We start from the raw sequence: 20,350 nt of genomic DNA, 5'->3' as shown, positions 1-20,350 counted from the left end.
GAAAAGTAAAAGACATCTTTGATTTTTATTTCAATCGATAAAAAATATTAATATTCACTATCTATAGCAACATAGTGAACTCATAACTCCTCTATTTCTCGACCTGAAATGTTAGACTAACCTAACATTTTTTTAAAATATTAGTTAACTTTAGGCGAATATTACGTTATAATGAAAAAAGCACTAAAAAATTAAAATACAATAATGAATGGATGTGAATGGATGAAGCAAATGAAAACGATGATTTGGACATACATAAAAATAATGTTTGCCTTAACCATTTTAGGCGTAGGTATCAATATGTTTTTAGGGCCTCACCATATCGCAGCAGGCGGTGTGAGTGGTTTAGGTATTCTATTAGAATCGGCTTTAGGTTTTGATCGTGCAATGGTCATTTTAGTATTAAATATCATCATGTTGGTATTAGCTCTTGTATTTCTTGGAAAAAAACCTTTTTTCAAAGTGCTTTTTGGAAGTCTTGTCTTTCCGCTGATTATTGCGGTCGTCCCTGAAATGATGGTTACGTCGGATCGTTTACTTTCAGTGATCTTTGGTAGTGCGATCTTTGCTCTGGGTGTCGCTATTTTATACAAAAATAATTCTTCAAGTGGCGGAACAACTATTCCACCACTGATCTTCAAAAAGTACTTTCATTTGAATACTTCGATTGGTTTATTGGTAACAGATGCGTTTGTTGTATCACTTAATTTATTTATTTTTGGGTTTGAAGAATTTTTATACGCCATTCTTTCGATCGTCATTACCTCGATTGTAATGTCTTATATTGAAACAGGAATGAATCGTAAAAAATCGATAATGGTGATGAGCGAAACCTCTATCGAAGAAATCCGCCAACGTTTAAGTGCGGAAATTGGTCGTGGCTTAACTTTATTAGAAGCAAAAGGTGGCTACAACCGCAAATCTAAAGAAGTTTTATTGATCGTCGTAACAGACCAGGAGTTTTCAAGAGTCAAACCATTGATCGAAGAAATCGACCCTACTGCTTTTGTGATTGTCAGCAGTGTAGCTGAAGTAACTGGTAGTGGCTTCACTTACCATCCAATTGAGTAATAAGAAGCTTATTCATAAATACTTCCTCTTCTATTTTTGTATTTCTTCTAAAAATTGATTCTGCTTAAATAATTGATCTAAAACGAGTGATGCCATAACGTGTAGTCGCTCGTTTTTTTATGCCCATGCTGAAACGAATTAGTTGCCTTTCTCAATTAAGTTGTATACAATTTAATTGTACAAAATCAAATTTAAAGGAGTGTTTTTTATGAAAAAAATGTATTCTACAAAAATGATCAATACTGGTGGTCGTTCAGGTGAAGTTCATAGTCCAGATCATTCATTTGAACTTGCAATTGCGGCTCCTGGACGTCGTGTAGCCGATGCAACGAATCCTGAGCAATTATTTGCAGCAGGTTTCAGTGCTTGTTTCAATAGTGCGTTAGAATTGATCAAAAATCAAAAAAATATCTCTGGTGCTTCTACCATCAGTGCTCAAGTATCTTTGTATGCTGAAAATGAAATGAGTTTTGTTTTAGGCGTTGAAATTGAAGGTCATGTTGAAGGTCTTTCTTTAGAAGAAACACAAGAATTATTTGAAGCAGCTCATAAGGTTTGCCCATATTCTAAAGCAACTGCAGGTAATATTGAAGTGATATTGACTGCTGTTAACAGCTAGACATTTATTATAAAATCAGCTATGCTAACAAGGAACTACGAGAATCGAGGTGGAGAAAATGGAAGATTTATATTTAGAAAACCAGTTGTGCTTTCCTTTATATGCCACCTCTAAAGAAATCATTCGCTCGTACAACCCTTTGCTGAAGCCTTTAGATTTAACTTACACACAATACCTGGTAATGCTTGTTTTATGGGAAAACCAACAAGTCACAATGAAAGAACTTGGTAGCTTACTTTGTTTAGATTCTGGAACCTTGACGCCCGTCATAAAAAAAATGGCTGACAAAGGCCTACTTCAAAGAAGAAGAGCAGATAAAGACGAGCGTATTACGATTCTATCACTGACTTTTAATGGAAAAGCTTTAGAAGAAAAAGCAAAAGATATTCCTGCTAAAATATTAGCGAGTCTTCCACTTGAACCGGATGAGCTTGTTCTTTTGCAAAAACTCAGCAAGAAAATGCTAACTAATTTTCGGGAAAAACACTAGGAACTAAACAGTCAAACTGCAGACATTGCTCATCAATGTCTGCAGTTTTTATTTTTTTCTTCCTAATTCCCTATTTCCGCTTTATAATCAAATATGTACGCTATGACTTAAATTACTTGGAGGTTGTTGATTTGTCTGTTTACCAACGCTTTTTGGCGAATGAAAAAATTCGTCGTATGACTGTTCTATTAATCATTATTGTAGTCCTTTTTCTTGTAAGAAGCATGATTACAACAATTTTACTAACTTTTATTTTTACGTATTTAATGATTCACTTAGTGCAAATTATCCAACGATTCATTAAGGTTCCAACCGGAGTATTAACCATTATTGTTTATGCTCTTGTGGTTTACCTAATCTATTTAGCATTTACAATTTATATCCCCGTCTTGGTACACCAAACATTTGACATGGTCAAATCAGTCATCAATTTCTATGAACATCAACCCAAAGACGCTGATCCGGTTTTACTTTATATCCATAATTACATTGAAAGAAATGATTTCTTTGAACAATTACAAAATGGTGCATCAATTGCTTTAGGTTATTTGCAAGACTTTGGTAAGATGGCTGTCGCCTTTACTATGTCTTTTATCTTAAGTTTCTTTTTTATGATCGAAAAGAAAAAAACAATCCTATTTTCCCGCTTATTCTTAAAAGGCGAATTTTCTTGGTTCTTCCAAGACATTTATTACTTTGCTGATAAATTTGTCAATACCTTTGGATTAGTATTAGAGGCACAGTTCATTATTGCTTTATTAAACACGATCCTCACAACGATTGCTTTAGCTGCTTTTGGTTTCCATCAGTTGCTTAGTTTAGCAATTATGATCTTTATTTTAAGTTTGATCCCAGTTGCTGGTGTCATTATCTCTTGTGTGCCCTTATCCTTTATTGCGTATTCTCAAGGTGGCATAAAAGATGTGGTTTACATCTTATTAACGATTTTAATCGTCCATTTACTTGAATCTTATGTTTTGAATCCAAAATTGATGTCTAGTAAAACAGAATTACCGATTTTCTATACCTTTATTGTATTATTGATCAGCGAACGCTTTTTAGGAGTATGGGGTTTGATTGTTGGTATTCCAATTTTTACATTCTTATTAGATATATTAAAAGTGAAAGAAATTCCCAACCATCCCCTCAAAGAGTGACTTTCTTTGAATCAGAACCTGTAAGATTTACTTCAGTTTAATTATCATAAAAATTTTGTGACGTCTCTAGCTCTGAGAAATAAGTCGAAGAATCCCTTCTAGTTAGGGCATTCTTCGGCTTATTTTCCGCTAAAATTTTCTAGAACACTGCACACTTGTCTTGTTAATCCTTACAAAGTAAATCCATCTTAGAAAAGATCTTTTTTATAACAGGAGTTTTTTTAATCAAAAATCAGTTTTTCTGGTAAAAAATTAAAATTGGTATTATCATTAATTTATATTAATAAAAGGAGGAGATGTATCATGTGTACATCCATTGTTTATGCAACTAAAGATCATTATTTTGGACGAAACTTAGATTTAGAGCTTTCTTATGGACAAGTAGTGACAATTACGCCTAGAAACTATCCTTTTAAATTTCGTCGAACGGATCCTCTACCCTCTCACTATGCGTTAATTGGTATGGCTGCAGTTGTTGATAATTATCCGTTATATTTTGAAGCAACAAATGAAAAAGGACTTAGCATGGCAGGTTTGAATTTCCCTGAAAATGCTCATTACTTTGAAGAAGACTCTGGTAAAACCAATATCTCACCATTCGAATTTATCCCTTGGTTATTAGGAAAATGCGCAACAATCGATGAGGCAAAAAAATTACTTGCTGAGATCAACTTAGTAAATATCAATTTTAGTGAAGAACTTCCACTTTCTCCTCTTCACTGGCTGCTTGCTGACCAAAATGAAGCTCTCGTGATCGAATCAACCATTGATGGTTTGAAAATTTACAATAATCCAGTCGGTGTATTAACAAATAATCCACCTTTTGATTATCAATTGTTTAATTTAAATAACTACCGTCATGTTTCTCCTACTGTATCTTCCAATCATTTTGCGAAAAATCTAGAGTTGGATGTGTATAGTCGTGGAATGGGTGGATTAGGCTTACCAGGCGATTTATCATCTGCTTCTCGTTTCGTAAAAGCTGCCTTTACAAAATGGCAATCAGTCTCAGGAGATTCAGAGATGGAGAGCGTGAACCAATTTTTCCATATATTAACATCCGTGGAACAACAAAAAGGATTGTGTGATGTAGGAAATGGGAAGTTTGAATATACGATCTATTCATCTTGTTGTAACATGGACAAAGGGATCTATTACTATACTACTTACAACAATCACCAAATCACCGCAGTTGAAATGCATAAAGAAAATCTCGAAGGCACTGAATTGATTACTTATCCAGTGGTTGATCAAGAACAAATACATTATTTAAACAAATAAAAAATAAGTGATTCAATACTTATGGTTCATCACTTATTTTTCTAGTAATTTTCTAATTTATAAAGAAGAGAATGAGGATGTACTCCTCATTCTCTTCTTTTAATAATAATGTTATTTGTTTGCTTTAACTTTGTTTTTCACTATTTCGTAACTTTCTCACTCCGAAAATAGAGAAAATGATAAGTGTAAACCCAAGATACATAAAACTTGGTGTTGCTTTATCTGCTGTTTTTGGTAATTGACCACTTATACCATTACCAAGAGATTTTTCATTATCTGAGAAATTATCATTGTTTATTTCATAATTGTTTTCATTTTTAGGCGTTAAACTACCTGATAAAGACATCTGATGCGATTTTTCTTTGATCATATCTGGCAAAATTACTTGATTTTTCGTATTAACGTCAATTAAAGATTCCCCCACAGTTGGAAATTCTTCTTTCTTAGGTATCTCGATTTCCACTTGAGGTTTTTTCATTTCATCTGGCGTTGGATCAGTCGGTTCAACTGGATCTGGCTTTTCTTCTGGCGTTGGATCAGTCGGTTCGACTGGATCTGGTTTTTCTTCTGGCGTTGGATCAGTCGGTTCAACTGGATCTGGTTTTTCTTCTGGCGTTGGATCAGTCGGTTCAACTGGATCTGGTTTTTCCTCCGGTGTTGGATCAGTCGGTTCGACTGGATCTGGTTTTTCCTCCGGTGTTGGATCAGTCGGTTCGACTGGATCTGGCTTTTCTTCTGGCGTTGGATCAGTCGGTTCGACTGGATCTGGCTTTTCTTCTGGCGTTGGATCAGTCGGTTCAACTGGATCTGGTTTTTCCTCCGGTGTTGGATCAGTTGGTTCAATTTCTGGTAATTCGGTAAAATTATCCTCATCAACATTAAGCATTTCTTCAACTGTCTGACGTTGACTATAAGGCGTAAGATGCTGATTATCTGTCGGACTGCCATCAGCTACTTTGATCGTAAATAATGCTGGCTTTGTTAAATGTTGATTTAATGTTACAGTAAAGGTAAAACTAGCCTTATGTCCATTAATCTGAAGCGTAGTTGGATCGTACCCAATCGTCAATGCTGGATCAACATTCTCAAATACTACATTGGATTGTGAGATTGGTTGTCTATCGCCTGAATAGCTGACACTGGCTTTGACTGGTACCGTTTTTCCCACCGGAAATTTCATGATTCCTGAATTTGTTGTGGAAAATTCATCCTGTAGTGTGATACAATTCACGTTTGCCCACCCAGGCTCTTTCGTTTTAGTAACGATTGGGTGGTGCTCTTCAATCTTTACTTGTTGCGTTGCTTCGGCAGTTACCGATAGGCCTGTCAAAGCAACAGTAGCCATTATAAGTTTTAAGTGATTCATTTTTACATCTCCCCCGTTTCAAACACTTTTGGCTTGCAATACATAAGATAATACAAACGGCTAAAATATTATTACTGTTTTTTTGTTCAAAATAGCTAATTTTTTAGTAAAATGCTGGATGGAAAATCAAATGGAGGAATAACATGCAAACACAAGAAGCAATCAAAAAGTATCTTTTAAATAAAAAAAGTGTTACCAAGCTCAATATTTTTCTTTTTCTTGCAGAACACCCATTCTTCATTACCACTCACTACCTCGCTGATTATTTTGAGATGTCTGATTCTAATTTTTTGCTTTATCTCCAAGAATTAGAACAGGATTTTATGACACTTGATTTAGAAGATGTTTCTTTGATCAGGCAAAAGAAATTTGTCCAGTTAGATTTAAAGAATACAGATAGTGCAAAATGTTATTATGAATTATTTGGTAAATACTGTTTAGAATCGACAAATTTTAAAATTTTAACAGCCCTGTTAGAACCAACTGGTCATTCAATTGTTAGCATTAGTCAAACAACAAATTACAGCTCCTCTTATCTTTATTCCAAAATGAAAGCTGTCAATCAGTTCCTTAAATTGTATGGGATTGCATTTAAATTTACAGCTAAAGGAAAAAAAATCGTAGCAGGAACGGAAGTACAGATCCAGTATTGTTTTTTAGATGTTTATTGGAATATTTTTTCAAATACTTCTGTCCCCTATGGCATGGAAACCCCACAATCTATTACGTATGAACTAACAACTTATTTTAAACAAGAATTACTTGATGCCCTAAGTGGAGGGATGAAAGAAAAATTATTTTTACTATTAAAAATCTGTGTAGAGAACTTTCCAGTTACATCGTTGAAGAATGTCCAAAGAGAGTTTAAAGAATATGACTATATTGAATACTTGGTTACTCCAGAATTTGATTTGCTTAACGATCATTTATCTATTTGTCATGAACAGCGGGTTTTAATCAACCTGTTAGCAAGATTAGCGATTTCAAAACTAGAAAGTGACGAGCTTAGCTTTCAACATTACCAAATGTTACTAGAAGCTAATGTTCCTTACATCGTTTACTCTAAAAAGCTAGTGGAGTCTTTTAGCCGACACTTTCATTTAAAAGTACCAGTCAATCAACAAAAACTTTATGCCTTGAACTTTGCTCGAAATAAACTTTTCAGTACTTTTTTGAATCCTGATCAACCCAATACTCCTTTACCTACCTATACTTTATATGAAGGAAAAGAAAATTTTGAAAACTTACAAAATGAGATCAAACAATTCTACGTCACTTTTAGACAAAAAATCAGTAAAGAGCTGCCAGATCTATTGATCAAAGAAAATATGCAATGGATCGTTGAAGACTTACTTCATTTGTATGATCGCTTTAAACCTCAACATTCGATCGTTATAGGTATCAATTACACCAAGGATTTTTATGTGAGTAAAGATTTGATGGTCAAAATCGAGCAGATCTTTTCTTCCGAGTCGATCATCATCCAAAAAAATTATATGGAAGAATGTGATATCATCGTCAGTGACTGTCCCTTAGAGCATCTGCCGTCACACATCAAAAAAATCTATTTATTGGACAATTATGTAACACCGCAAGAATGGAAAAAAGTAATTACTCAAATTGCTGGATATATCTTTGAATTAAAACAAGAAAATGATTATACATCTTGCACACCATTTTCTAATAAATGATCCAATGCAGCCGTTCATGGAAAAATAGTCGACGAATCCTACTAGACAAAGGAAGCAGCCACTATTCCCATGTACGGCTTTTTCTATTGCACCTATAAATAACCTCCTATTTTTACGAGACATTCTTAAAATAACCAAAAAACCTTTGACTTTGCAACCGTTATTAAATTATATTAATTATAAATAAAGTAAAATAAATTGGAGGTTTTCATATGTCATTGATTGGAAAAAAAGTTGGAGAATTTACCGCACAAGCTTATAAAAACGGAGAATTTATCGATATCAGCGATGCTAATCTAACTGGTAATTGGAGTATTATTTGCTTTTATCCAGCAGATTTCACTTTCGTATGTCCGACAGAATTAGAGGATTTACAGGAACAATACGATGAATTAAAATCACTAGGCGTCCAAGTCTTTTCTTGTTCAACGGATACCCACTTTACACATAAAGCATGGCATGACTCATCTGAAGCTATCGGAAAAATAGAATATGCCATGATTGGCGACCCTTCTCACCACATTTCTCGTCTATTTGATGTATTGAATGAAGAAAGTGGACTTGCACAAAGAGGAACTTTTATCATAGATCCAGATGGTATCGTACAAGCAATGGAAATCAATGCTGATGGTATTGGACGTGACGCAAGTGCCTTGATTGACAAAATCAAAGCCGCACAATACGTACGTACGCATCCTGGTGAAGTTTGTCCAGCGAAATGGAAAGAAAGTGGCGAAACACTAAAACCTAGTTTCGATCTTGTTGGAAAGATTTAGAGGATGAGCCGATGTTAGATAAGGAAACGAAACAAAATTTAGCTCAATATCTTGATTTAATGGAAGCACCAGTCGTTTTTTCGGTTAGTACAGATGACACAGCCAATTCCCAACAATTATTCGAGTTTGTGAACGAAGTGGCAGATATGACTGATAAAATTACGGTTGAACAAAAGACGTTGCCACGTACCCCTAGCTTTGAAATCAATTCTTTACAAAAGACTAGCGGGATCACTTTCGCAGGTATTCCTTTAGGCCACGAGTTTGCATCTTTCCTCCTTGCTTTATTACAAGTAAGTGGACGACCACCTAAAATAGCTGATACTTTGATTCAATCCATTTTAGAAATCAATCAACCTCTACATTTTGAGAGCTATGTCAGTTTAACTTGTCACAACTGCCCTGATGTTGTTCAAGCGTTAAACATTTTAGCGGTTTTGAATCCGTTGATCACCCATACGATGATCGAAGGTGGGATGTATCAGCATGAAATCACTGAAAAACAAATCATGGCCGTGCCAACCGTCTTTTTAAACGAAAAAGAATTTGCTAGTGGACGAATGACGATTGAACAAATTTTAGGAAAAATAGCTGGCCCGAATCTAATGGAACAAAAGAAAATCAATACAAAAGAATTATTTGACGTTCTAGTTATCGGTGGTGGTCCAGCAGCAAGCAGCGCAGCGATTTACGCAGTTAGAAAAGGCCTCCGTACTGGACTCGTAACTGATACACTTGGCGGTCAAGTCGTAGAAACGTTAGGCATCGAAAATCTAATTGGTACACCTTACACAGAAGGTCCACGATTGATGAAACAAGTCGAAGAACATTTACGGTCTTATCCTGTTGATGTTATGACAAATCAACAAGTTGTGTCACTAAACAAAGGAGCAGATCTCTTTGAAATCAATTTAAAAAGCGGCAATCAGCTGAAATCAAAAACAACGATTGTTGCAACAGGAGCTCATTGGCGTTCAATCAATGTTCCTGGTGAAAAAGAATTTAAAAACAAAGGAATTGCCTATTGTCCTCATTGCGATGGTCCCCTCTTTGCCGGAAAAGAAATCGCAGTGATTGGTGGCGGAAATTCAGGGATTGAAGCTGCCATTGATTTAGCTGGGTTGGCGAAACATGTATATATTTTAGAGTTTCTTCCGACACTTAAAGCAGACCAAGTATTACAAGATAAACTAGCTACTTTAACAAATGTCACTGTCATTCTAAATGCCCAGACGAAAGAAATCAGTGGTCAGACAAAGGTTGATTCGTTGAGTTATATCGACCGTTCCACCCAGGAAGAACACACAATAGCTGTTTCAGGTGTGTTTATTCTGATTGGTTTGGTTCCTAATACGGATTGGTTAGTTGGAACACTAGAGTTAAATGATCGAGGAGAAATCATCACTGATGCCCATGGTGCTACCAGTGAAGCAGGACTTTACGCTGCTGGTGATTGCACAGATAGTGCTTATAAACAGATCATTATTGCTATGGGTTCGGGTGCTACAGCAGCCCTTGGTGCATTTGACTATTTGATGAGAAAAGAATAACTTTGCTACAAATCTCAAAAGGTTAAGACAAGTTTATTCATCAACTTGCCTTAGCCTTTTATTTATTCTTTTTTTACAATTGCGATAAGTACACATTTATTGAACAAACGAATATAATAAAAGAAAACTTATCGTAGGAGGTGCTATCATGAATCAACGAATTTTCACCATGAGTTTCTCAAGTGTCTACCCTCTCTATGTAAAAAAAGCTGAGAAAAAAGGACACTCTCGGTCAGAAGTGGATGAAATCATCCGCTGGTTGACTGGTTATACCGAAGAAGAATTACAAAAACAACTGAAAAATGAAGTAACGTTCCAAGTCTTCTTTGAACAAGCACCCAAACTGAATCCAAACAGACAGTTGATAACTGGGGTGATTTGTGGTGTGCGAGTGGAAACGATCAAAGACCCACTGATGCAGGAAATACGTTATTTAGATAAGCTAATTGATGAACTTGCAAAAGGCAAGAAAATGGATAAAATATTAAGAAGCTAAATAAAAAAACAGGTTTTTGTTTGGTAGAATAACCGTTTACCGTTACAATAGAATAAAAGGAGGTTATGTTATGTTTGAAATGATACGTACTAATTTTCAGCGTTACGCATTGCTAAGGTCAGCCATTTACATCATTGCCGGACTTGCAATTGTGATCAATCCGACAGCTGTATTCCATTTTATTGGCTACCTCATTACAGCGTATTTTGTTTTATTGGGGATTTTGAATCTTTTAGAAGCAAATAAAAACCGAAAACAAACGGGTGCATGGGGATTTGGTTTAATTAGCGGGATTGCATTTTTTATTCTCGCACTAATCGTGTGGGTCTTTGCAGCAGCAATCGTCTCGCTCTTACCAGTTATCTTAGGTTTAGTTATTATCCTAAAAAGTCTCTTTCAATTATTCGTCGGACTTAACACCCGTTCGAAAGGTTGGAGTGCTTATAGTATTCTCTTATTGATTGGTGGTTTGATTTTATTATTCAATCCATTCAAAAGCGTCATGATACTCTTCCAATTATTTGGTGGGCTATTAATTTTCATGGGTATCTCAGAAATCATTACCTATTTCAAAGTGAACAAGAGATATTCTTAAGGAAAAAAGAGGTTGCATGTGTATTAGTTTGCTTAACTAGAAGATAGAAAAAGCTAATTTTCTAAAAGCTTTTCATTTCTAAGAGTAAAACTTTCTGAATGCTGCCTCTTTTTATTTGCTCTTAAAAATTTTTCATTTTCGAGTCTCTTTTTGCAGTTTTCTAGATAATCTCTTTTCACCACAAATAAAATAATTAATGTTATTATATATTTGAGACTATTGAATAAAGAAAGGTTTGACTATCTTATGGAGTTTATTGGTATTTTATGTTTAATCCTTGTTGCAACTACAATTGGTTCGCATATTTCGAGAAGATTTGGAATTCCGGCTGTTATTGGACAATTGTTAGTTGGTGTATTACTAGGACAAGCAGGACTTGGCTGGGTTCATCCTAATATTTTAGTTCATGATTTTTCTGAAATTGGTGTCATTTTGCTGATGTTCTTAGCAGGTTTGGAAAGTGATTTATCCTTATTGAAAAAATATTTTAAACCAGGAATGTTTGTAGCACTTTTAGGAATCCTCTTCCCTGTCTTTTTCGGTTGGCTTACTGGCGAGGCGTTTCAAGTAGCGAACAATGAAGCAATCTTTTTTGGGATTATTTTAGCTGCGACTTCTGTTAGTATCTCTGTCGAAGTACTAAAAGAACTGAATGTTGTGAATACGAAGGAAGGATCAACGATTCTAGGTGCCTCTGTTGTTGATGATATTCTGGTTGTTCTAGTGCTAAGCTTCAGTTTATCTTTTTTAACAGGTAAGTCTACGAGCAACCTACCCCTTCCTTTACTCTTGTTGGAACAACTATTCTATTTCTTATTTATCTTTTTATTAGTGAAATGGATTGCTCCATTTTTAATGTCGCTAGCAGAAAAAATCTATGCGAATTCAGCCATTATCATTATGTCATTAGTCATTTGCCTAGGAATGTCTTATTTAGCAGACCTGATTGGGTTAAGTTCAGTAATTGGGGCATTTTTTGCTGGGATTGCAGTGAGTCAAACAAAAGTAAAACATGAAGTTTACAATAATGTTGAAGCTTTAGGATATGCAGTATTCATCCCCGTCTTTTTTGTGAGTGTTGGTTTAGAAGTAGATTTTTCTAACTTTAGTGAACAGATACTATTTATTTTGATTTTGACACTCGTAGCAATTCTGACTAAACTTATTGGCGGATATATTGGAGCAAAATTCTCTGGTTTTTCTTCCAACAGTGCACTCATGGTAGGAGCTGGTATGATTTCTCGTGGTGAAATGGCATTGATTATTTTACAGATCGGGCAACAAAGCAACTTGATTGAAAATCACTACTACTCTCCTTTAGTGATCGTTGTTTTGTTAAGTACTCTGATTTCACCTCTGATTCTTAAATATTTCACTAAAAAAGTATACGCCAATTAACTTACTATCTATCAATGAATGTTGTGATGATAATGTCCATTCGTTATACTAGAGAAAAAGGACGGTGAAAAATGGACTCAAGACTTAAATTGATTAGTGAAATGGTCGATCTGACTAACGAGATCACTTGGCGTAATAAACCAAAATTAGAACAAGTACTCGAAGGCTATTCTTTGAATGAGATCGACTTAATCGAAAAAGTAGCATCAATTCCAAATCCAAATGTAACCAAATTAGCAAATGCTAGTTACATGACTCGTGGAGCGATTAGTAAGCTAACTAAAAAAATGATCACTAACGGCTTACTTGAAAGCTATCAGAAACCTGAAAATAAAAAAGAGCGTTACTTTCGCCTGACAGCTGAAGGTCAGCGTATTAACAAAATGCATCAAAAGCTCCATGAAGAATTTCTTAAAGAAAATGAGGTCGTTTTTCAACAAATGACTAAGGAAGAGTTTGATACTGTTTTTCGTTTTATCGGTCGCTTTAGAGAAAATTTAAAAAGAACAAAACTAGAAAAATAAAGTGCATGTGTAATCAACCGTGATCTTAAGATCACGGTTGATTTTTTGCTCTCTGCTTCGTTAAATTTCATTCTTCTATCGTAGTATCTCTCTGTTTATTGTTGACAAGGAAACAATAAACATATACTATATAAAATGTTTCCTAGGAAACATTTTATAGCTAAGGAGTTTTGATATGAATACAACAATCAACAAACATGCACTCGTTTTTGGTTTCACTTCGGTCTTTTTGATTGGATTAGGGTTAACAATCGTTAATCCGGTCATTCCATTTATGGTAGAGCAATACACAAAAAACACACAGCAACAAGCAACCACGGTGACACTACTCAGTGCGATCTATGCTTTTTCCATGTTTTTAGCCGCCCCTATGTTAGGCGCACTCAGTGATCGGTTTGGTCGGAAAATTATTTTGATCAGCAGTTTGTTTGGCTCTGCGATTGGGTACTATTTATTTGGCTTTGGTGGAGCTTTATGGATACTTTTTCTTGGTAGAATAATTGAGGGGTTAACCGGCGGCGAAATCTCAGCTATTCTTGCCTATTTTGCTGATTTGACACCAATTGAAAGTCGAACAAAATATTTTGGATGGATTAGCGCGACTGTTGGGATTGGAACTGCAGCAGGTCCTTTGATTGGTGGGTTCTTGGCACAGTACGGACCAGCAACTCCCTTATACGTTGCCTCCTTTTTGTCTTTGAGTAATGCGGTTTACGGTTATTTTTTCATGCCTGAAAGTTTGACTAAACGTGAACGTACAAGAAATCTTTCTCTTCAGCAAATCAATCCCTTCAAGCAACTCCAATTGGTTTTCACTTTTCGATCAGTCAAATGGTTATTGATCACAGGTTTTTTGATTTGGCTACCCAACGGTTCATTCCAAGCGATTTTTGCTCAATTTTCAATTGATACTTTCCATTTATCGCCAATCATCATCGGTTTTATTTTCTCGTTAATTGGCATTATGGACATTTTTGCTCAACTGTTGATTATGCCGATTTTATTAAAATTTTGGCGAGAAAACCAGATCATTACTATGGGTATTACCAGTGAAATGATTGGTTATTCTGTCCTCATCCTTTCCGCTTTTTATAGCTCGATCCCCTGCTTTATCATCGGCATGGTCTTTTTCGGGCTAGGTGATGCGATTTTTAGCCCTTCCTACAATGGTTTGATTTCAACGTATGCTAGCAAAGAGGACCAAGGGAAAATCCAAGGGGCTTCACAAAGCATCCAAGCATTAGCTAGAGTGATCGGTCCGATGATTGGTGGTCAACTATATGCTACTTTCCATCATACGATGCCATTCATTATTGGATTCATTTTATTAGGTTTAGCTACTTTTATCGTTAAACCAAAAGTAAAAAGATCATTCTAAAGCATCCCTATATAAAAAAACTAATCGAGTGACTGTAGTATTCTAAATAATTTAGGTTTCCTAGCCCAAATGTAAGTAGTGACTACAGTCATTGATTAGTTTTATTCATTCGTCTATTGATAGTTTTGATTCAAGTATTGGAGCAACTCAGGTGCACGTTTCGTTGCAGAATCACCTTCTGCTTTATCTTCTAACATGCTGATCATGAGATAACCATTTGTATCAGGATTCACAGCAAATAGGAAGCTATTTTCTTGTCCTTTTTCATCTTGTTTTTCTTTGATTTCCGCTGTACCAGTTTTAGCTGCTATTGGTATGCCTAAAGCAGCTAAAGAATGAGCAGTACCATTCGTATCTTGAACAACATCTTTCAAATCTGGCAGAATCGTCTGTACAGCTGTTGAAGCAATGACATTTTGTTTGACTTTCGTTTCTTTATCCATCTCTAATTTTGGATAAACAAGATTTCCATTATTAGCAAAAACAGAATACATCGTTGCTTGTTGGATCGGATTGATTAACAGTTCTCCCTGCCCATAACCAGTATCTGCTAATAAGATTTCTGACTTAAAACTATCCTTATTTGAGATTTGTGCGGGATTCATGCTGATCGGCAAATCTAAGTCTTCCCCAAAAATGAATTTATTTAATCCTTCGCGGAATTTCTTCTCACCCATTTTCAAGGTTTCTTGAGCCATATAGATATTATCTGAATAAATCATTGCGTTTCTCAGATTGACTTGAGGCACATCGCTGACACGAGTAACTTGATACGATCCCCATGATTGGTCTTTTTGCCATTTCAATCCATTGATCGTCAATACTTCGTCTGGATTCAGCGTTTGATTATCTAATCCGATTGCGGCAGTAATCATTTTAAATGTAGATCCGGGAGCGTAACCGGTAGCAAAACGACTAATAAATGGTTGGTCTTCATTTTCCGTATAGGCTTGATAATCTTCTTGAGAGATTCCATTTGTCATTTTGTTTGGATCATAACTTGGAGAGCTCGCTAATACTAACAACTCGCCCGTTTTTGGCGAAGTCGCTACTGTTGAACCCGCTTTTCCACCTAAACTATCAAATGCGATTTTTTGAGCATCGGCATCAAGAGTTAATTTGATATCCTGACCATTTTTCACTTCTTGATCGATCAATACTTCTTTTTCTGTCCCATCAGCATCCGTAATACTCAATTTTCCCCCATTGGTGCCACGTAGTTCTTTGTCATAAGTCATTTCCAGACCAGAACGACCAATTTTACCATTACTACTTAATTCAGCATTCTTTTTGATATCTTCTGCTGAGATATCACCAACATAACCAATCAATTGCGCTGCTGCTTCGCCTAACGGATAGGTGCGACCATCAACTTCTTGGATCGCTGCTCCGCTTGGTAATTCGGGGGTTTGTCCATCAATGATTTTTAGAGGAACAAAATAGTCCGGTTGTACCCAACTTTGAGAGATAGCTTGATTGATTTCATCTTCTGAAAGATCGAAAGCTGCAGCAATTGCTTTGATGTTTGCTGTTTTCTCTTCTTTTTCTCCCAGCTTTCTAGGAACGATCCCTAACTGTTTCAATTTGCCCGTCGTTGCTAATTTCTTTCCATTTCGATCAAGGATATCGCCTCTTTTAGCTTCCTCACTAGTCAGACTTACTTTGTCTGTATCTTCCATTTGAGGAAAAATCAAGTTCGGCTGCCAGTTGATTTTGATCTGATCATTTTTATTTGTCAAAGTTCCTTTATATGATAGGTCTTTTAATTCGCCTAAGCTTGTATTCATTTTAGCTTTATAAGAAAAAGAATAGGTTTCACTATCTTTTTTCGTCACTTTTAAATTAGAGATTTCCAAGCCTTTTATGGCCACAGCTCCGTAAATGTTTTGGTATTTTTCAAGAGCTTCTTTTTCAGAAATTGTCTTCTTAGTCTGTGAATCAATTTGCGTGTATGACATCGCCTTTTTATAATCGCCAGTACTTAAACGTTCCGCAAACTGTTGGATCGTTTTTTCTCCTGCTGAAACCACTTGCTCTTCTTGCGTTTTTTGATAGTAAAAATACCCGCCACCAGCCGCAAGAACTAAAACAAGGGCGCTTGTTAGATAAACACCAGTCTTGCTCCTACGATGATTGTCACTTCGTTTCATTTTGTCCCTCCGCTCACATTTTCTTATCTTAACTTCTATCCATTTTACCATAAGAAAAGAAGCTAGAACACAACGACAATCGCATGTTTCTAACTTCTTACACTTTAAATAAAATGTAAATCTATTGGTCTAAAAACTGATTGATTGCTAATTGATTTTTTTCTAAATCAAGTTCTAGTACACTACCAGAAGGTGTGTAATCATTAAAATTCCAACTACCTTCAACTGGTACAGATAACGTATCAATTGGTTTGTCATCTTTTAAGAAATCAATGCCACAATCAATTAATACACTTTCAGGTAAATTCGTTTTAATACTTCCCAAGAGTTGACCGATTGCTTTTGGTAATTTAAGGATGGAAGTCACATCTTTTAATTGCTTAGAAATTGCTTTGATCACTTGTTGTTGTCTTCTAATCCGTCCAAAATCTCCTTCAGCATCTTCTCTAAAACGCGCATATTGCAATAAGGTATTCCCATCCATTGTTTGTTCACCTTTTTTGATGTATACACCATCCAAGTCTAAATCTTTCTCAGCATTGATATCTACACCGTTAGGGAATAGCTCATTGACACAATCAATGAAATCTTGGAAGGTGATACTTGCATAATAAGGTGTTTCAAATTTGAAATTTTCTTTCAATGTTTGGTTCAAAAGATCAATCCCGCCATATGAATAAGCTGCGTTGATCTTATCTTGACCATGCCCAGGTATATCTACATAAGAATCACGCATAATCGAAACCAATTTTGCTTTTTTAGTTTTTTGATTATACTGAGCAATCATCAAAGAATCTGAACGTCCATTTTCTTCTTTCGACCGGGCATCAGAGCCAATCAATGCCACATTGATAATCTTAGGAACACTTTTGGCTTCTACTTTTGGTACATCGTCTGCTCGACTCGTTGAAGAATAACCATGAACAAACTCAAAAGAAAAATAGCCGATGACAATGACGACTGCCGTCAATAGACCTAAAATCACTTTTTGAAATGTTTTCATTTTCGATTCCTCTTTCTAACCGAACCTCTTACTTGAAATATAGCCATTTTTTTATTATGATAGTCCAATTGAGAGATTCTTAATTGTTCTTGTTTAACAGTTCAGGTTTCTTGAGTTGTAACCTCTCAACCTGCTTATTTTTCTCTTTCACTTGTCGAGACGAGATATTCAAAGCTAATCCAATAGCAAAAGACAAGATTAAATAGCTTGTTCCTCCGTAGCTGACAAATGGCAATGGTACACCTGTCATTGGAATTAAACCAAGGATGCTTCCAATATTGATACTTGTCTGAACGAGTATCCATGTCCCTACACCAATTAAGATCAAAGTTGCCTGTTGGTTCTTTTGTTTCGTACTCTTTTGGAAGATTCGCATACATAATAAGAAAAGCAAAAACAAAACAAGTAATGCGCCTATCAACCCAAACTCCTCAGCAATGACTGAGAAAATAAAATCTGTTTCGGATTCAGGGAGATAACCTTTTTTAGTAATACTATTCCCCATTCCTCGACCAAATAGGCCACCGTTGTATAGTGCATAGTAAGAGTTACTCATCTGATATCCTGCACCATGTTCATCTAAAAAAGGATTATGAACCATTGCGATTCGGTCATAAGCGTGTTCAAAAAATGAAGGTAACAAATGATGCTTTTCAAGTAGTAAAACTAAGCCAGCTACTAAGATCAAGCTAGCAATCGCTGCTCCGATAATTATCAGCCCTTTTTTAATGGGAATAGCTGCAGCCCAAAAGATAGCTCCAGCAATAGCTAAAATCATCAGTGCTCCCGCAATTTTAGGTTGAAACAAAACAAGCACGGCGATTCCGCCCACGATCAACACTGGTATATGAAGTTTCTCAGGAACACTGCGGTCATTTCTAAAAAAACGACTTAAATATAAAATCAAAAAAATGGTTGCGATTTCTGACGGTTGAAACTGGATTCCAGCGATTGAAACCCACCGCTGGGCACCATTAACTGTTACAGCAAAAATCCCGAGTTTCATCATCGCTAATAATAAGCCCGATACAATCAATCCAGCTTTTATTATTCTTGGTTTCAGTAGAACTTGTAATCTGATGGAATAGGTCAATACAATTACGCCCCAACTAAGAATAATAAACAAAAATTGCCGAATAAATAAGCTTTTAGGATCACTTCCTGCTACCAATAAACGATAGGAACTAGCACTATATATCTCTAAAAGACCGACAATTGACAAAGCCAAATAAGGGCCTAAAATCAACCAGTCGATCTTTCTGTTTTTCCACATCGCATATCCCCCTCCTCTTACACAAGTTAGGCGAACACGAGCAGTTAAATATAGAATCAGTTATAGAATATAAGAAAAGGTCAGAAACCTTTTCGAACAAGAATTCTGACCTAGCATCATCTCATCGTCCGAGTTTTAGCACTATACAACGTAAAGAAACACTCTTAGCTATTTGAAAAAGCCTTAATCCGACAATTCCTGTTTGACTCATTGGCGTCTTTCGACGTTTCTGAGCAATAGCATATGTTTGTATAGGAGCCTCACCTAACAAGGTTATTACTATTTTTATTTTTTACAGAGTTAATAGTAAGCTTCTTTAACTATTTTAGCAATCATTTATTTGATAAAAAAACAAAATTAATCAATCTTTAATATATTTCCCCTTTTTAGGAAGTCGTTTAGTATGAAAATACCTTGCTGACTTGATTGATTTTTCTGTTTTATTTTTCTCTTTTTCACTTTTCGGAATAAATTTTCAAGTTATCTTAACATTTACATACCAGTTTATTCATGCATTAAAAAGTCTCATATTTGCCTTTTTACTTGCCTATTTTAAATAAAATTTTAAATCATTCGGTTTACCTAAAAAAACTTTATTGTTTTTTATAACTAAAAAATGTTTTAGCTAAATTTTATTTCTTACTCCATTCATGAAAGAAATGAACTTACGCCAATATTATAATAATATTTTTAGGATTATACATCCTCTAAAAATAACATATTTATCGTCATGTGGTTCACTTTGGCCTAGGGATGGTAAAGATTTTCCCTAAGGTTGCATAATCATTCCCTGCTAATCGACTAACTGGTTGTAGTTTCTTGGGATCGATCTTCCCGGATACTGGATCATATACCTCTTCATTTAATTGATACGTATGGATTTTTAATAAGAAAAGATCGGCAGTAACTTCTTGCTCATTTTTAATTTCGAGATGGTCATATAAATCCGTTTCAAAAACAATTTTTGACTCATTGATTGGTGGAATTGAACCATTCCTATTTATTTTCGTAGTCAAGTTAGTCAAGGTTAGCTCACTTTCTTCTTGCGGAAGAGTTGCTGCTGTTTTATTGACCTCCACCACATTTTGCTCATCTAAAACTTGGATAATTGCTGCTTTCCTTATTAAGATATTTTTAGCAGTATCTTTCATCTGCTCATTTTTTCTTTGGACAGCTAACGAAACGATGGGTGGATTTGAACTAACGATATTAAAATAGCTGAATGGCGCAATGTTTAAGTTCCCTTTCTCAGTTAATGTTGAAACAACAGCTACTGGTCTGGGAATAATTGAACCAATCAGTAATTTATAATTTTCTCTTTCTGTTAATTGAGATGACAAACGTGTAAACATCTACTCCCCTGCTTTCATTTGACAGAATCAAAAACTGTTCTCCTGTCTAGATTTAGTCAGACACTATTTTTTACTATCTATCATTGTTCTTTTTTTGTCAAGAATCCGTCTTGGAAGCGTTGCTTATTACGTTTTTGCCTCTATATAAAGAGCTGTGCATTGTTTAGCAAGTATTTATTT

Annotated in this window: 18 protein-coding genes and 1 riboswitch; of the genes, 13 read left to right on the top strand and 5 right to left on the bottom strand. The window is 35.4% G+C overall.

The features are described from left to right. Window positions 1-222: 222 nt before the first annotated feature. The 5 genes from AB3I12_RS01215 to bsh all read left to right on the top strand — a co-directional run bounded on the left by AB3I12_RS01215 (window position 223) and on the right by bsh (window position 4,618). Entirely contained in the window at window positions 223-1,071 is an 849-nt protein-coding gene (locus tag AB3I12_RS01215) for a YitT family protein (protein ID WP_010719119.1), read from the top strand. Window positions 1,072-1,279: 208 nt separating this feature from the next. Beyond that, window positions 1,280-1,690 carry an organic hydroperoxide resistance protein gene (locus tag AB3I12_RS01210; RefSeq protein ID WP_063627141.1) on the top strand — a complete coding sequence of 137 codons (411 nt, stop codon included), beginning with the start codon at window positions 1,280-1,282 and terminating at the stop codon, window positions 1,688-1,690. A 58-nt stretch (window positions 1,691-1,748) separates the two neighbouring features. Next, the gene (locus AB3I12_RS01205; protein WP_053765991.1) at window positions 1,749-2,180 is read left to right on the top strand and encodes a MarR family winged helix-turn-helix transcriptional regulator; all 432 of its coding nucleotides are present in this window, start codon (window positions 1,749-1,751) and stop codon (window positions 2,178-2,180) included. 131 nt (window positions 2,181-2,311) lie between these two features. Beyond that, window positions 2,312-3,337: an AI-2E family transporter gene (locus tag AB3I12_RS01200; RefSeq protein ID WP_010737621.1), complete on the top strand. Its 1,026-nt coding sequence runs from the start codon at window positions 2,312-2,314 to the stop codon at window positions 3,335-3,337. A gap of 303 nt (window positions 3,338-3,640) precedes the next feature. Beyond that, complete coding sequence (gene bsh, locus AB3I12_RS01195) at window positions 3,641-4,618, top strand: choloylglycine hydrolase (protein WP_063627142.1); 978 nt, start codon at window positions 3,641-3,643, stop codon at window positions 4,616-4,618. A 124-nt stretch (window positions 4,619-4,742) separates the two neighbouring features. On the opposite strand, the gene AB3I12_RS01190 is transcribed toward bsh, so the two are convergent. Beyond that, entirely contained in the window at window positions 4,743-5,984 is a 1,242-nt protein-coding gene (locus tag AB3I12_RS01190; RefSeq protein ID WP_063627143.1) for an LPXTG cell wall anchor domain-containing protein, read from the bottom strand. 143 nt (window positions 5,985-6,127) lie between these two features. On the opposite strand from AB3I12_RS01190, the gene AB3I12_RS01185 reads away from it, so the two are divergent. The 8 genes from AB3I12_RS01185 (at window position 6,128) to AB3I12_RS01150 (ending at window position 14,392) form a co-directional block, all read left to right on the top strand. Beyond that, complete coding sequence (locus AB3I12_RS01185; RefSeq protein ID WP_034698053.1) at window positions 6,128-7,675, top strand: helix-turn-helix domain-containing protein; 1,548 nt, start codon at window positions 6,128-6,130, stop codon at window positions 7,673-7,675. Between the two features lie 212 nt (window positions 7,676-7,887). Next, the gene (gene ahpC, locus AB3I12_RS01180; protein WP_010737626.1) at window positions 7,888-8,451 is read left to right on the top strand and encodes an alkyl hydroperoxide reductase subunit C; all 564 of its coding nucleotides are present in this window, start codon (window positions 7,888-7,890) and stop codon (window positions 8,449-8,451) included. 11 nt (window positions 8,452-8,462) lie between these two features. After that, the gene (ahpF, locus tag AB3I12_RS01175) at window positions 8,463-10,001 is read left to right on the top strand and encodes an alkyl hydroperoxide reductase subunit F (protein ID WP_063627144.1); all 1,539 of its coding nucleotides are present in this window, start codon (window positions 8,463-8,465) and stop codon (window positions 9,999-10,001) included. 148 nt (window positions 10,002-10,149) lie between these two features. Then, window positions 10,150-10,497: a DUF2200 domain-containing protein gene (locus AB3I12_RS01170; RefSeq protein ID WP_010737628.1), complete on the top strand. Its 348-nt coding sequence runs from the start codon at window positions 10,150-10,152 to the stop codon at window positions 10,495-10,497. Between the two features lie 70 nt (window positions 10,498-10,567). Beyond that, a complete protein-coding gene (locus AB3I12_RS01165) occupies window positions 10,568-11,092 on the top strand; it encodes a DUF308 domain-containing protein (protein ID WP_053766849.1) in 525 nt (174 codons plus the stop codon). Between the two features lie 246 nt (window positions 11,093-11,338). Continuing rightward, on the top strand, window positions 11,339-12,490 hold the full coding sequence (locus AB3I12_RS01160; protein ID WP_010719107.1) for a cation:proton antiporter: 1,152 nt from the start codon (window positions 11,339-11,341) through the stop codon (window positions 12,488-12,490). 71 nt (window positions 12,491-12,561) lie between these two features. Next, window positions 12,562-13,014, top strand: coding sequence for a MarR family transcriptional regulator (locus AB3I12_RS01155; protein ID WP_063627145.1), 453 nt, complete (start codon window positions 12,562-12,564; stop codon window positions 13,012-13,014). A gap of 175 nt (window positions 13,015-13,189) precedes the next feature. Further along, entirely contained in the window at window positions 13,190-14,392 is a 1,203-nt protein-coding gene (locus tag AB3I12_RS01150; RefSeq protein WP_063627146.1) for an MFS transporter, read from the top strand. A 113-nt stretch (window positions 14,393-14,505) separates the two neighbouring features. On the opposite strand, the gene AB3I12_RS01145 is transcribed toward AB3I12_RS01150, so the two are convergent. The 4 genes from AB3I12_RS01145 to AB3I12_RS01130 form a co-directional block, all read right to left on the bottom strand. Next, complete coding sequence (locus AB3I12_RS01145; protein ID WP_063627147.1) at window positions 14,506-16,542, bottom strand: penicillin-binding transpeptidase domain-containing protein; 2,037 nt, start codon at window positions 16,540-16,542, stop codon at window positions 14,506-14,508. Window positions 16,543-16,663: 121 nt separating this feature from the next. Continuing rightward, window positions 16,664-17,545 (bottom strand): LCP family protein, encoded by an 882-nt coding sequence (locus AB3I12_RS01140; protein WP_010737634.1) that lies wholly within the window; start codon window positions 17,543-17,545, stop codon window positions 16,664-16,666. A 79-nt stretch (window positions 17,546-17,624) separates the two neighbouring features. Then, window positions 17,625-18,818, bottom strand: coding sequence for an FtsW/RodA/SpoVE family cell cycle protein (locus tag AB3I12_RS01135; RefSeq protein ID WP_034698076.1), 1,194 nt, complete (start codon window positions 18,816-18,818; stop codon window positions 17,625-17,627). 113 nt (window positions 18,819-18,931) lie between these two features. Further along, a riboswitch (M-box (ykoK) riboswitch) is annotated at window positions 18,932-19,097 on the bottom strand. A gap of 458 nt (window positions 19,098-19,555) precedes the next feature. After that, window positions 19,556-20,170 carry a flavin reductase family protein gene (locus tag AB3I12_RS01130; protein WP_063627148.1) on the bottom strand — a complete coding sequence of 205 codons (615 nt, stop codon included), beginning with the start codon at window positions 20,168-20,170 and terminating at the stop codon, window positions 19,556-19,558. Window positions 20,171-20,350 lie beyond the last annotated feature (180 nt).

The organism is Enterococcus sp. C65 (genome assembly GCF_040887165.1).
GTDB lineage: Bacteria > Bacillota > Bacilli > Lactobacillales > Enterococcaceae > Enterococcus_B > Enterococcus_B hirae.
This window is presented reverse-complemented; position numbering and strand designations above follow the sequence as displayed.

Excerpts from the sequence above, each read along its gene's own strand:
- ahpC (WP_010737626.1), top strand. The coding sequence starts at position 7,888 with ATGTCATTGATTGGAAAAAAAGTTGGAGAATTTACCGCACAAGCTTAT.
- AB3I12_RS01135 (WP_034698076.1), bottom strand. The coding sequence starts at position 18,818 with ATGTGGAAAAACAGAAAGATCGACTGGTTGATTTTAGGCCCTTATTTG.
- AB3I12_RS01130 (WP_063627148.1), bottom strand. The coding sequence starts at position 20,170 with ATGTTTACACGTTTGTCATCTCAATTAACAGAAAGAGAAAATTATAAA.
- ahpF (WP_063627144.1), top strand. The coding sequence starts at position 8,463 with ATGTTAGATAAGGAAACGAAACAAAATTTAGCTCAATATCTTGATTTA.
- AB3I12_RS01155 (WP_063627145.1), top strand. The coding sequence starts at position 12,562 with ATGGACTCAAGACTTAAATTGATTAGTGAAATGGTCGATCTGACTAAC.
- AB3I12_RS01170 (WP_010737628.1), top strand. The coding sequence starts at position 10,150 with ATGAATCAACGAATTTTCACCATGAGTTTCTCAAGTGTCTACCCTCTC.
- bsh (WP_063627142.1), top strand. The coding sequence starts at position 3,641 with ATGTGTACATCCATTGTTTATGCAACTAAAGATCATTATTTTGGACGA.
- AB3I12_RS01210 (WP_063627141.1), top strand. The coding sequence starts at position 1,280 with ATGAAAAAAATGTATTCTACAAAAATGATCAATACTGGTGGTCGTTCA.
- AB3I12_RS01150 (WP_063627146.1), top strand. The coding sequence starts at position 13,190 with ATGAATACAACAATCAACAAACATGCACTCGTTTTTGGTTTCACTTCG.
- AB3I12_RS01190 (WP_063627143.1), bottom strand. The coding sequence starts at position 5,984 with ATGAATCACTTAAAACTTATAATGGCTACTGTTGCTTTGACAGGCCTA.
- AB3I12_RS01145 (WP_063627147.1), bottom strand. The coding sequence starts at position 16,542 with ATGAAACGAAGTGACAATCATCGTAGGAGCAAGACTGGTGTTTATCTA.
- AB3I12_RS01205 (WP_053765991.1), top strand. The coding sequence starts at position 1,749 with ATGGAAGATTTATATTTAGAAAACCAGTTGTGCTTTCCTTTATATGCC.
- AB3I12_RS01185 (WP_034698053.1), top strand. The coding sequence starts at position 6,128 with ATGCAAACACAAGAAGCAATCAAAAAGTATCTTTTAAATAAAAAAAGT.
- AB3I12_RS01215 (WP_010719119.1), top strand. The coding sequence starts at position 223 with ATGAAGCAAATGAAAACGATGATTTGGACATACATAAAAATAATGTTT.
- AB3I12_RS01165 (WP_053766849.1), top strand. The coding sequence starts at position 10,568 with ATGTTTGAAATGATACGTACTAATTTTCAGCGTTACGCATTGCTAAGG.
- AB3I12_RS01160 (WP_010719107.1), top strand. The coding sequence starts at position 11,339 with ATGGAGTTTATTGGTATTTTATGTTTAATCCTTGTTGCAACTACAATT.
- AB3I12_RS01140 (WP_010737634.1), bottom strand. The coding sequence starts at position 17,545 with ATGAAAACATTTCAAAAAGTGATTTTAGGTCTATTGACGGCAGTCGTC.